The sequence below is a fragment of the Bacteroides sp. L008 genome (assembly GCF_040812255.1).
Classification (GTDB): domain Bacteria; phylum Bacteroidota; class Bacteroidia; order Bacteroidales; family Bacteroidaceae; genus Bacteroides; species Bacteroides vicugnae.
In genome coordinates this window covers 1,195,760-1,208,361 of sequence record NZ_JBFNXO010000001.1, presented here as the reverse complement: position 1 = coordinate 1,208,361, position 12,602 = coordinate 1,195,760, and the positions used below count along the sequence as shown (strand labels likewise).

Genomic DNA, 12,602 nt, shown 5'->3' with positions numbered 1-12,602 from the left:
ATTGTTGTAGGCGTAAAGATAATAAAAAAGTCTGATACATTACTGTACCAGACTTTTTTAGATGATTTATATAAATCGGATTATAAAATATCCAGTGCTTTAAATGCCTTAACCAGCTTCTCTACAGCGCGGTCAATTTGATCTTTTGTATGAGTAGCCATCAATGCCACACGCACCAAAGTATCTTGCGGTGCACATGCCGGAGGAATAACAGGATTGATAAATACACCCTCGTCGAAAGCCAATTTAGTGACCATGAATGTTTTCTCCGTGTCACGTACATAAAGAGGAATGATAGGTGATTCTGTTGCACCGATTTCAAAACCTGCTTCACGGAAACGCTTTAATGCATAGTTGGTAGCTTCCCACAGCGCTTCAAGTCTTTCCGGTTCATTCTGGATGATGTGGAGAGCTTCAAGAGCAGATGCGGTAGCAGCCGGAGTGTTGGATGCACTAAATATATAAGTACGTGCGTTGTGACGTAACCAGTTGATGATAGAAGAATCAGCAGCAATGAATCCACCGATAGAAGCCAGCGATTTGCTGAAAGTACCCATAATCAGGTCAACTTCGTGAGTCAGACCGAAATGGTCGCAAACGCCACGTCCTTGTTTTCCAAATACCCCCAATCCATGAGCTTCGTCTACCATGATAGTAGCGTTGTATTTATGTTTCAAGCGTACGATTTCGGGCAAGTTTGCCAGGTCGCCTTCCATAGAGAACACGCCGTCTACTATGATGAGCTTCACTGAATCCGGGTTGCACTTTTGAAGTTGCTTTTCCAGATCCGCCATATCGTTATGCTTATATTTCAGTTGTTGAGAGAAGGAGAGGCGACGGCCATCTACGATAGATGCATGGTCGCGGTCGTCACAAATGATATAATCATTGCGATCTGTCAAAGCAGGAATAACTCCGGAATTCACCGTAAAACCGGTTGAGAAGCAGAGTGCTTCATCTTTGCCTACAAAGGCAGCCAGTTCTTTTTCCAATTGAACGTGCAGGTCAAGTGTACCATTCAAGAAGCGCGAACCTGCGCATCCGGAACCATATTTATGCATGGCCTTGACACCTGCTTCAATCACTCTTTCATCTCCCGTAAGGCCAGTGTATGCATTGGAACCGAACATCAACACTTCGTGTCCGCCCATTTCTACCTCTGTACCCTGTTTTCCTTCTATCTCACGGAAATATGGGTAAACGCCCTGTGCCATAAACTTTTGTGGCAGGTCGTACTTAGCTAACTTCTCTTGTAATAATCCCATGAATTATAATTTATTATACTCATAATCAGATCGTTCGCTGACGATCTAGCATCTTTTTATCTTAACAAGTGTTTAAAAACAGGGGGCAAAGATAACAAAATTTGCTTTTATCTGTTCTTTTTAAGAGAAAAAAGTTGCTTGCATGTGATTAGAAACCTCTAATAGATTAAAATTTAAGATATTTATATTACTTTTGTCGTCTACAATTGACAAAAATGGCATGAACGAAAGGATGAAAAAAATAAAATTCGTCGTCAACCCTATTTCGGGAACACAAAGTAAAGAATTGATTCTTAACTTGCTGGACGAAAAAATAGACAAGGCGAGATACTCTTGGGAAGTAGTGTATACGGAAAGAGCCGGTCATGCAGTAGAAATAGCTGCCAAAGCTGCCGAAGAGAAAACTGATATAGTAGTGGCTATCGGCGGGGACGGGACAATCAATGAAATAGCTCGTTCGTTGGTGCATACTGATACCGCACTGGGAATTATTCCTTGCGGATCGGGCAATGGACTGGCGCGGCATTTGCATATACCGATGGAACCGAAAAGGGCGCTGGAAGTGCTGAATGAAGGTTGCATGGATGTTATAGATTATGGTAAGATTAATGGTGTGGATTTTTTCTGCACTTGCGGATTGGGGTTCGATGCTTTTGTTAGTCTGAAGTTTGCGCATGCCGGTAAACGCGGGCTGTTGACTTATCTGGAAAAGACCCTGCAAGAGAGTCTTAAATATGAACCGGAAACGTATGAACTGGAAACGGAAAACGGAGTTTCCAAGTATAAGGCTTTCCTGATTGCCTGCGGAAACGCGTCGCAATATGGAAACAATGCTTATATCGCCCCGCAAGCTACGCTGACGGATGGCTTGCTGGATGTGACCATTCTTGAACCATTCACCGTATTGGATGTCCCCTCATTGGCTTTCCAGTTATTCAATAAGACAATCGATCAGAATAGCCGTATCAAGACTTTCCGTTGCAAGCAGTTGTGTATCCGCCGCACTTCTCCGGGAGTAGTGCACTTTGACGGCGACCCCATGGAAACGGACGCTAATGTGAACATTGAGTTGATCCAAAGGGGATTGCGCGTAGTGGTGCCGCAAGCGTCGGAAAAGGATGCTGCCAATGTGCTCCAAAGAGCGCAGGAATATATGAATGGCATCAAATTGATGAATGAAGCCATCGTTGACAATATAACAGACAGAAACAAGAAAATATTGAAAAAGCTGACAAAGAAAGTCTGATAAAATAACGGATTACTGACTACGAATTACAAATTATTGCGTACTTTTGCGCAGTTTTGGTTCAATCAAAATAAAAACGCGAGTGATAATCGTTTAAATAAAAAATATATGTTCAGAACGCACACATGTGGAGAACTAAGAATCTCTGATGTAAACAAGCAAGTTACGCTGTCCGGATGGGTACAGCGCAGCCGTAAAATGGGAGGAATGACTTTTATTGACCTCCGCGACCGTTACGGAATTACCCAGTTGGTCTTTAACGAAGAAATTAATGCTGAACTCTGTGAACGTGCTAATAAATTGGGACGTGAGTTCGTCATTCAAGTGACAGGAACGGTTAATGAACGTTTCAGCAAGAATGTAAACATTCCTACCGGAGACATTGAAATTATCGTTTCCGAACTGAACGTACTAAATACTGCAATGACTCCCCCGTTCACCATTGAGGATAATACGGATGGTGGTGATGATATCCGCATGAAATATCGTTACCTGGATTTGCGTCGTAACGCTGTCCGCTCTAATCTGGAACTGCGCCACAGAATGACGATTGAAGTTCGCAAATATCTGGATAGTCTGGGCTTCATCGAAGTGGAAACGCCTGTTTTGATCGGTTCTACTCCTGAAGGTGCACGTGACTTCGTGGTGCCGTCACGTATGAATCCGGGACAGTTCTACGCACTTCCGCAATCTCCGCAGACATTGAAGCAATTGCTGATGGTTTCCGGTTTCGACCGTTACTTCCAGATCGCAAAATGTTTCCGCGATGAGGACTTGCGTGCTGACCGTCAGCCGGAATTTACGCAGATTGACTGCGAAATGAGCTTCGTTGAGCAGGAAGATATTATCACTACTTTCGAAGGAATGGCTAAACATTTGTTCAAAACACTGCGTGGTGTGGAACTGGCTGAACCGTTCCAGCGTATGTCTTGGGCGGATGCCATGAAATATTATGGTAGCGACAAACCGGACTTGCGTTTCGGCATGAAATTCGTGGAATTGATGGATATTATGAAAGGTCACGGATTCTCTGTTTTCGATAATGCTGCTTATGTGGGTGGTATCTGTGCCGAAGGTGCTGCAACCTATACCCGTAAACAACTGGATGCATTGACGGAATTCGTAAAGAAACCGCAGATTGGTGCAAAAGGTATGGTATATGCCCGTGTAGAAGCGGACGGAACTGTGAAATCGAGCGTGGATAAATTCTATACGCAGGAAGTGCTTCAGCAAATGAAAGAGGCATTCGGTGCTAAACCGGGTGACTTGATTCTGATCCTGTCCGGCGACGATGTGATGAAAACACGTAAACAACTTTGTGAGCTTCGTCTGGAAATGGGCGCTCAACTGGGATTGCGTGATAAGAATAAGTTTGTTTGCCTTTGGGTGATTGACTTCCCGATGTTCGAATGGAGCGAGGAGGAAGGCCGTCTGATGGCTATGCATCATCCGTTTACTCATCCGAAGCAGGAAGATATTCCTATGTTGGACACTGATCCGGCAGCTGTACGTGCAGATGCTTATGATATGGTAATTAATGGTGTGGAAGTTGGCGGCGGATCTATCCGTATCCACGATGCGAAATTACAGGCGAAGATGTTCGAGATTCTTGGATTCACTCCGGAGAAGGCAGAAGCACAGTTTGGCTTCCTGATGAATGCCTTTAAGTATGGTGCACCTCCTCACGGTGGTTTGGCATACGGACTCGACCGTTGGGTATCTTTGTTCGCTGGTTTGGATTCTATCCGCGACTGTATTGCGTTCCCGAAAAACAATTCCGGACGTGATGTGATGCTGGATGCACCGTCTGCAATCGACCAGACTCAACTTGATGAACTGAATTTGATCGTTGATCTGAAAGAGGGCGAGTGAAAGAATCTGTACGTATATTCCGTTTTATAGTCATCGGTACAATGAACGCCTTAATTATGGCGTTGGTTGTATGGTTAATGATGAAAGAAATGTCATTCGACGGTGACTATATGGTGGCTAATATAACAGCGTATCTGATAGCTCAAATCCATAACTTTATCTGGTGCAAATACTGGATATTCCCCGTAGAAAATAAAAAGAATAGTATCTGGAAACAGATACTGCTCTTTTGTTCTGCTTTTGCCGTGGCTTACACCGCACAGTTCTTATTTCTTGTGTTATTGGTAGAAGGATTGGACGTGAATGAATATCTGGCCCAATTCCTGGGATTGTTTATTTATGGAGGGGCTAATTTTCTAGCCAACAAAAAAATAACGTTTCAATGAAATAGTTATTTATGATAATATATTGAAAGGGCACAGAGTTCTAAAATTAGATTTGAACTCTGTGCCTTTCTTTTTTTCTTTATTAGATAAACTTTATATAGGAAACTTTATGTGATAAAATTCAGGCAATAAATTTCCTGTAATAAACTTCCTACAATAAACTTTTTGCAGTAAAGTTATGTTGGAGCAATCTTTAATCCAGAAAGCGTTTGGTTAGCCCATCATATTCGTCAATCCGGCGATCACGAAGGAAAGGCCACCAACGGCGAACGTTTTCCGAACGTTCCATATCTATTTCCACTACCATGTTTTCCGGGTGATCGTTTCCGGCTTGTGCCAGAAATTCCCCTTGTGGTCCCGCTACAAAACTGTTTCCCCAGAATAAGATACCGTTTGTTTGTCCGGATGGATCAGGCTCGTGTCCTACACGGTTGACGGAGATAACAGGAAGTCCATTGGCAACGGCATGAGCGCGTTGTGAAATAATCCAGGCATTGAGTTGACGGGCTTTTTCATCGTCCGTATCGCTGCTTTCCCAGCCAATGGCGGTAGGATAAATTAAAAGTTCTGCACCTTTCAGTGCCATCAGACGGGCAGCTTCCGGATACCATTGATCCCAGCATACTAATACGCCCAGTTTTCCTAAGGAAGTTTGAATCGGTTCAAAGCCGATGTCTCCCGGAGTGAAATAGAACTTTTCGTAGTAAGCCGGATCATCGGGAATATGCATTTTCCGGTATTTTCCTGCAATGCTTCCGTCGCGGTCGAATACGACAGCGGTGTTATGATAAAGTCCGGGAGCACGTTTCTCAAAAAGAGAGGTGACAAGGACTACTTCATTAGCTGCTGCCAACTCGGAATAAAAGCCTGTGGAAGGCCCGGGAATTGGTTCGGCAAGATCAAACAGGTTAGTGTTTTCTGTCTGGCAGAAATAAAGTGAATTGTGTAACTCCTGGAGCACAATCAGTTGTGCGCCGTGGGCGGCACAAGCCTCGATACTCTTTGCGAGGTTCATCAGATTGGCTTTAATATCTGCGGTATTGGATTGTTGGATGATTCCGACTTTTATCTTTCTCATGATGAATAATTAGTGGGTTGATTCATTCATTATTTTATAATTCCTTTATAGCTTCTTTGTAATTCTTTTATGACTCCTTTATAACACCCAGCGGATATTGCATGGTGACGCAGTGTAGGGAACCGTGCTGTTTAATCAGGGCGCGACAGTCTATTCCAATTATTTGATAATCTGGAAATGCCTGTTGCAATACTTCTCCTGCTTTTTTGTCATTCGCCGGCTGATTGTATGTCGGGTAGAGAATAACGTCGTTCATAATCAGGAAATTGGCGTAAGTTGCAGGCAGGCGTTCGCCGCCTTCTTCTATCTTGTCTGCCATGGGTAAGGCCAATAGGCGATAGGGTTCTCCTGCTAAGGTGCGGAATGTTTTCAGCTGTTCTTCCATTGCGAGCAGTGCTTCGTAATGTTCATCTTCTTTGTTTTCACATTTCACGTAAGCAATGGTGTCCGTAGAACAGAAGCGTGCCAAAGTGTCGATGTGGCTGTCGGTATCATCACCGGCCAGATAACCGTGATCTAACCAAAGCACCTTTTGCAGGTGGAAGGTTGATTTCAGGTATTCTTCTATCTCTACCTGGTTCAGTTGTCCGTTTCGTTGGGGGGAAAGCAGACATTCGGAAGTGGTGAGCAATGTACCCATTCCATCGCTTTCGATAGAACCTCCTTCAAGAACGAAGTCAAGATGGTCTATATACTGGCCTTTCAAGGCTCCGGCTTCTACGGCATGCTTGGTAATTTGATTATCCAGTTCGGAAGCAAATTTCAGTCCCCAGCCGTTGAAGGTGAAGTCGAGCAGGGAAGGGGTGCCGGTATCTATCATTGTAATGGCTCCGTGGTCGCGTGCCCATGTATCATTAGTGGCACATTCCAGAAAGCGGACGTTATTCATATTGACAGTGGCAGCTATCTGCTTTTTCACTTCTTCCGGTTCGGGAGTGACAATCAATAATAATTCACGCTTTGCTATTTCCCTGGCAATATTGATAAAACACTCTTGCACTTCCGCCAGCATGTAGGCCCAATCTGTACCGGCATGTGGCCATGTCAACTGTATACCGCTTTGCATATGCCATTCGGCAGGCAAATGAGGTGCTCTCATTTCTACCTGTACGGTCATATTTTTGCCGAAGTTCAACTGCAAATCTTTCTCCGAGCCGCTTGGGCTGGGGAGTCCAACCATGATTCCCATTAGACTATATATATTTAGTTATTTATAAAATCAGTTTATTGTCTGCATCTAAAATCTGTTTGTTTTCTGCATCGATGTGACTGTTATACATTGGTTTCCTGCTTCGGTTTCCGGTCAAAGAACGGATTCTTGGAGGATGCGCTTATGGGGATTGCCATTACCATCTTGCAGTCTTTCAGCCAGTTCAGGCGTTGTGCTGCCAATCCGGCGGAGAACATGACGCGTGTGTCTACGCGTAAATCGGCTGCCGTGGCGCATGCGGAACCTATGGCGATACCTACATCTATGCTGTTCAATGCGCAGGGAACTCCATCAGTACGTCCGGCACAGGTAGCAAATCCGCAATGGCCGCAATTCAAGCCCTGTGTCTGCTCGCGTGTTCCTATCAGTACAACACATTCGGCACTTAGGATGTTGTCGGCATCACGAAGGAAGAATTTCATTCCGTGTTCTTCTACCATAGTTATCATAGTGTCCGATAATTGTTTAATCTCTTCATCAGTGATGAGGGCCACTTCAATAATATCGATTCCTTTTCCTTTCGGAGCAGTGCGTGCAGCCGTCATCATCTGACGTGCTACCTGCAATATATGCTCGTGACGAGCGTCTCTTTCGTTCAGTATCATAACTTTCTTGAATTAATTAGTAAGGCAAAGATAAATGAAAATTGGCAAAATTACACTAGATGATGAAATAAATAGGAGTATTAGCAATATTGTTAGTCATGGACTTAGTAGTGTTGTTAGTGATGAACTTAGCACTGTTATTATTAGTGGTGCATTTGAGGCTGTTGTTAGTAGTGAATCTGATTCTGCTATTATACGAATTAAAGGACCTGTTGTATAGATAGATATAAGTACTGATGTTGATAATAATGATGGAGTTGATAGTAGTGTTGTTGATAGAACTTAGAATTCTGCCGTATTTTCTTGTTTTTGTAATCATTTACGCTTAAAATGAGTTGTAATATACTGGTATGTAGTGAATTAAAATAAATATTGCACTATCATTTTGAATTGACATATATAGTGCTATTTTTGTCAAGAAGTCAATTGAGTGACTTCTTGATATAACTATTAATTTAAATATTTATTATTATGGCTATACGCTATAGAAAGAAAAAAATCGTGCTGAACTTTGATAAGGAGAACAAGCAAGAGAAGTACGTTGCTGCTAATGTTCTTATTGGTAGTATTAGTTATGAAAAACTATGTAATGAAGTAAACCAGAGAACTGGTATACATCGTGCCATGGTAGATGTCATACTAAAAGGTGCAGAAGATACCATGATTACTTTCTTGGAAGAAGGTTTCTCTGTGAGGTTTGGTGAGTTCGGTTCATTTCGCCCTGCTATTAATGCTGCGAGCAAGGATAAAGAGGAGGATGTAAATGCTGCTACTATTATTCGAAGAAAGATTGTATTTACTCCTGGAACCAAATTCAAAACAATGCTTGGTAATGCAAGCATTGAATTGTTCTCAGATAGAGAAGTAAGTGCAAGTGCTGGTGACGAAGATGAAACCGGAGGCGAAAAACCAGATGGAGGTGGAGGCTCTGGTGGCGAAGCACCCGATCCGGCAGCGTAGTTTTTATTCTAATCTTTATGAAACAGGGAAAGTCAATAAACTTTCCCTGTTTTTTTGCAATTTTGCATAGAATATGCAAAATTGCCGTTGGCTGACGAACAATTTCCCATTAGGCAATGACGATTTCGCCGTTGCCTAATGGGAAATTGTTTTATAATCAATGGGTGTTGAAGATAGTTGTCTACATAAATATTTTTATAAACCATCATTGTTTTTTAGATGTGACAAAAATATAATTAATAACTAGATTAGTTTATACTTTTTTCATTATATTTGCATCGTTTTCCACGCCGATGCCTTTTCATAAGGTGGATGGGGTGGGGGAATTATTATATTAAAGAAAGACGTTTACTTGACGTTTTGTCTTTGGCTTATCAAAACTTCGAACACTTTGAGCAGCAGTCAAAAACAAAGCAACAGTAGGTGTCTACGGGATATGTTTATATCTATTCAATGTACCTTTTGTATAAAAGGTATGTTAAGTTTATACATATCGGCGTGGGCTTCTGCGTTGCTCGTTCAGACTACTGCGGGCAGTTCGAAGGCCTTGATAAGCGGGACGAGTAACAGGTACAGATTCCCGCGCTTTTTCTTTTTATAATAAATACTTTTCTAAAAATGAATCGTTCGATTCGGGAATCTGCGGGCAAAAAAATAAAGTGATATGCAACATTATTTATTACGAGGGCATATTTTGGATTCTAAAAGAATAATAGTGCCAGTTCAAATGTTTTGGCTATTTGAAAAAGAGAATATATATCCAAAAGAAAACCGGGCATTTAGATTACTCTTAATGTATTATTGGGATCAAATTGCCCAATATCCTAATGTAGAGGAATTTAGAATATCAGAAACTGAGTCAATAAATTATTATTATGCAGTAAAACGTGCCTTAGATTGTAAAGAGAGCGCTTTTATTAACGATATGTATAATATTTGGCGTATCTTGAAAGTAAATGCTTTAAAGTCAAACTTAAGTTCTTATGGAATTGATGTTGAAGATGCATGTGATATTTATGACTTAATAATATCTCAATTGAGAAGTGTTGTATATGATCAAAAAATAGAAATGTTTTGTCGATATTGTCATGAAGACTTTTATAACGAAGCTACTAAAATAATAGAAATAATAAAAAAAATACGTTACGACAATAAAGAAACATGTTTGAAAAAATGGCCGTATATTGGTGCGATAGCTTATTATTGGGATCTCGTATTTAAAAGACCAATGGATTTGAAAAACGAAAAAGAAATAACTAATGAATATGTCTCTTTTAAACAACATTACGAACGCTACGATGATTCTGATTTTTTAGATTTTCAAATTATAAATATAAATCAGAATTATTCTACTTTAAAAGTAAATATGAGTCCTCATGAATTAGAATTTATCAAAGATATACTTTATGCTTTGAGAGATATTAAATTTCATTGAATTATGCGTACAACAAATCTGTTGGATTTACTAAAATCGAGTAAAGAGCTTACTTCAGGTATGATAGCAAGCTCACAATTAGTAGAAAAACTAGAAGTTTACGGTTTTATTCCATGTGCGGAAAATACTAATCCAATACCATTGGATATGAGATTAGGTATCATTGCCTCAGATCGTATTTTATTTTCTGTAGAACAAACCTCTTTGCTTGATCTATCTGCCAAAAAGGAATCTGCAATTTTGCCTATTTATAGAAAGCTGGTCTGTGATAAAGCAGAACATAGCCTCTTATTAGAAAATTTATATATACATGCTTTGAGTACTAATCATTATTATAAAGAATTCAGAAATAGAAAGCAAATAAATCTTCAACAATTAAAAAAGGCATCTTCCCAAATATTCATAGACGATTCTTCAAAGGTTCATTATAGAACATTACCAGAAGAAATATTGATGTATAAAAAAACATCATATTCAACAGATTGTGTATCTGCAGTAACTTCTTGTTTTTTAGTTGTATGTCGCTTTGTAAACTCTGTGACAGGAAATGTGTCATATGTTGTATATTCTCCAGAGGATTTGTTCTTTTCAGCAAAATAGAAAATATGGCATACTTTGAGCATATGGATGATGAGTTCGATTTTGGTAAATATAAAGGTTTGTCGTTGAGTGATGTAATGGATATAAATCCAGAATATATTATTTGGTGTATGCTGAATATTTGCAACAATCGATATTGTAGATTTATTATATCTGATGAAGCTATGGAAGAGTTGAAAGCCATTTACATTAATTTTCCTGTAATTAGACGCATTGAGGATATAAGGGAGAATTATATGTTGTCCGATTATTATTCTAATACTGATGAAATGAGATATGATAATGAATCTTTAATAGAATCCAGTACATATGATCGGTATAGTGGTTCTTATGCTCAGGATGAAATGGGATATAGTGACGATGAGATTGATACTATATTTGATGGCGATCCAAATGCATATTGGAATATTGATTAATGATTTTATGTTAAGTATTTAAATTATTAGATTATGGATAAAATTTCAGAAATAGCTATAGAAGCTGTTAGATATTATGAGAATCGTGATTTATATCACTGTATGGGAGTATTGGGAAATTTGTATAATGTAACAGCGCGTGCTGGTAGCATGGCATTGATTCAAGTGGAAGATAAATTTAAGGTTGGTAAAGCTTTTGCTTTATTTACAATTATGGCTAACGTGCAAGATAAAGATTTGTTAAGTGTAGCAGCCGAAAATGCTTTCTTTTTCCTCTATAAGACTTGCAAAGAGAATGAGGGAGAAATCAAAGCTGTTTCTGCTTATTATATTTGGACAATTCTACAATATTCTCCCGAAACTTTACAAGATAAAATGATAGAGGTATATATTGAGAATTATTCGAGCCATGGTGTTCGTAATTTTAAACCTGGTTTTGGTTTTATGAATCCGTATAATGACAAATCGATTATTGATAATACAATACAATTCATTGTATTTATGAAATCATATTTTATGACTCTGTTCTATAATCCTAATAGTCAACAATTACTATTTAAAGAAAAAGGAATAGTAATGGATGAAGTTTTAGAAAAAGTAATATCAGAATATAAAATGTTACCTATTGAAAAACAAAGTATAGGAGTTACTTTTTCTCAACAATTATTCGATGAAATAGAAGATACTGTGCTTAAGGATTATTCATCTCAACATTAATAATAAAATCATGAATATATTTGATTATTTATTTGGAAATAAAGAAAGTGAGGACAAAATCGATTAAACTCAACTTCAAAGTGCCCAGTCTGAAAAGCCACTAGAATATTCAGACCCAGTCGAGCAGTATGTTATAGAAAGTGTTTCAGATCTGAAGAAAAAAGGTGTGCCAATTGGGACTAAAGAATTAGAAGCAGAAGCTATTTATTTAGCTGCATTTCTGTATATGAAAAATGATCATGAGATTGATTTTGATGTTGACTATTTTTCTGAAGGCTTATTAGATAGTTACCCAGTAAAAACTATCAAGTAGCAGATAAAGTTTTTTTATATATGAATCGACATTATCCATCTTTTTATGGAATAAGTGAGAAAGAGTATGGAATGCAAGGTTATAAAATGAATATCCAATTGGCTTCTAATTATAGCTCCTATATTAAAAAGTATTTTATTCATGTTCATAAGATAAATTCGGGAGAAGATTATCTTTTATTTTCTTCTCCTAGAAATTGTTTATGGGAGGATGGTGTTAAATCGATTGATAGTCCAACTCAAAGAGATATTTATTATAAGATGAATGCAGATAAATTTGAATTAATGATTCCTCCTTTTAATCCTTTAGTACATGGAATAATTATTTCTAAAACAGACACTTCAATTAAGTGTCAGTCCAATGATGGTAAGCGTACTTTTATTTTTAAATACAAAGAAAAAATTGTCTCTGAGAATCTTTTAGAAATAGATATGTATCGTAATGATAAAGGAGATATGGTTTCATACCATAAAAAATAATAGAAGAATTTAAAGATAAT

At 38.9% G+C, this 12,602-nt stretch carries 14 protein-coding genes; 10 read left to right on the top strand and 4 right to left on the bottom strand.

All coding sequences use genetic code 11. The features are described 5' to 3' along the window. Positions 1–80: 80 nt before the first annotated feature. Positions 81–1,265 carry an aminotransferase class I/II-fold pyridoxal phosphate-dependent enzyme gene (locus AB3G73_RS04830; protein WP_148366667.1) on the bottom strand — a complete coding sequence of 395 codons (1,185 nt, stop codon included), beginning with the start codon at positions 1,263–1,265 and terminating at the stop codon, positions 81–83. 220 nt (positions 1,266–1,485) lie between these two features. On the opposite strand from AB3G73_RS04830, the gene AB3G73_RS04825 reads away from it, so the two are divergent. The 3 genes from AB3G73_RS04825 (at position 1,486) to AB3G73_RS04815 (ending at position 4,769) form a co-directional block, all read left to right on the top strand. After that, positions 1,486–2,511, top strand: a complete 1,026-nt coding sequence (locus tag AB3G73_RS04825; RefSeq protein ID WP_167511853.1) for a diacylglycerol kinase family protein — start codon at positions 1,486–1,488, stop codon at positions 2,509–2,511. Between the two features lie 108 nt (positions 2,512–2,619). Further along, the gene (gene aspS, locus AB3G73_RS04820) at positions 2,620–4,383 is read left to right on the top strand and encodes an aspartate--tRNA ligase (RefSeq protein WP_148366668.1); all 1,764 of its coding nucleotides are present in this window, start codon (positions 2,620–2,622) and stop codon (positions 4,381–4,383) included. Continuing rightward, positions 4,380–4,769, top strand: coding sequence for a GtrA family protein (locus tag AB3G73_RS04815; RefSeq protein ID WP_004295929.1), 390 nt, complete (start codon positions 4,380–4,382; stop codon positions 4,767–4,769). Before aspS ends, AB3G73_RS04815 begins: the two co-directional genes overlap by 4 nt. A gap of 193 nt (positions 4,770–4,962) precedes the next feature. Here AB3G73_RS04815 and AB3G73_RS04810 read toward each other — a convergent pair whose 3' ends face one another. The 3 genes from AB3G73_RS04810 to AB3G73_RS04800 all read right to left on the bottom strand — a co-directional run bounded on the left by AB3G73_RS04810 (position 4,963) and on the right by AB3G73_RS04800 (position 7,662). Then, complete coding sequence (locus AB3G73_RS04810) at positions 4,963–5,847, bottom strand: carbon-nitrogen hydrolase (RefSeq protein ID WP_099147040.1); 885 nt, start codon at positions 5,845–5,847, stop codon at positions 4,963–4,965. Between the two features lie 67 nt (positions 5,848–5,914). After that, on the bottom strand, positions 5,915–7,036 hold the full coding sequence (locus tag AB3G73_RS04805) for an agmatine deiminase family protein (RefSeq protein ID WP_367743245.1): 1,122 nt from the start codon (positions 7,034–7,036) through the stop codon (positions 5,915–5,917). An 83-nt stretch (positions 7,037–7,119) separates the two neighbouring features. After that, complete coding sequence (locus AB3G73_RS04800; protein WP_367743243.1) at positions 7,120–7,662, bottom strand: ferredoxin domain-containing protein; 543 nt, start codon at positions 7,660–7,662, stop codon at positions 7,120–7,122. Between the two features lie 34 nt (positions 7,663–7,696). Between AB3G73_RS04800 and AB3G73_RS04795 the strand changes: the two genes are divergently transcribed. The 7 genes from AB3G73_RS04795 (at position 7,697) to AB3G73_RS04765 (ending at position 12,582) form a co-directional block, all read left to right on the top strand. Continuing rightward, entirely contained in the window at positions 7,697–7,882 is a 186-nt protein-coding gene (locus AB3G73_RS04795) for a hypothetical protein (protein ID WP_367743241.1), read from the top strand. Between the two features lie 251 nt (positions 7,883–8,133). Next, positions 8,134–8,622: an HU family DNA-binding protein gene (locus AB3G73_RS04790; protein WP_122138117.1), complete on the top strand. Its 489-nt coding sequence runs from the start codon at positions 8,134–8,136 to the stop codon at positions 8,620–8,622. A gap of 664 nt (positions 8,623–9,286) precedes the next feature. Beyond that, positions 9,287–10,057 carry a hypothetical protein gene (locus AB3G73_RS04785; protein WP_367743239.1) on the top strand — a complete coding sequence of 257 codons (771 nt, stop codon included), beginning with the start codon at positions 9,287–9,289 and terminating at the stop codon, positions 10,055–10,057. Positions 10,058–10,060: 3 nt separating this feature from the next. Next, complete coding sequence (locus tag AB3G73_RS04780) at positions 10,061–10,657, top strand: hypothetical protein (RefSeq protein WP_195650726.1); 597 nt, start codon at positions 10,061–10,063, stop codon at positions 10,655–10,657. Between the two features lie 5 nt (positions 10,658–10,662). Next, entirely contained in the window at positions 10,663–11,073 is a 411-nt protein-coding gene (locus AB3G73_RS04775) for a hypothetical protein (RefSeq protein ID WP_229128715.1), read from the top strand. 33 nt (positions 11,074–11,106) lie between these two features. Next, on the top strand, positions 11,107–11,790 hold the full coding sequence (locus AB3G73_RS04770) for a hypothetical protein (RefSeq protein WP_367743231.1): 684 nt from the start codon (positions 11,107–11,109) through the stop codon (positions 11,788–11,790). A 333-nt stretch (positions 11,791–12,123) separates the two neighbouring features. Beyond that, the gene (locus AB3G73_RS04765) at positions 12,124–12,582 is read left to right on the top strand and encodes a hypothetical protein (protein ID WP_367743229.1); all 459 of its coding nucleotides are present in this window, start codon (positions 12,124–12,126) and stop codon (positions 12,580–12,582) included. The last annotated feature ends 20 nt before the right edge of the window (positions 12,583–12,602 follow it).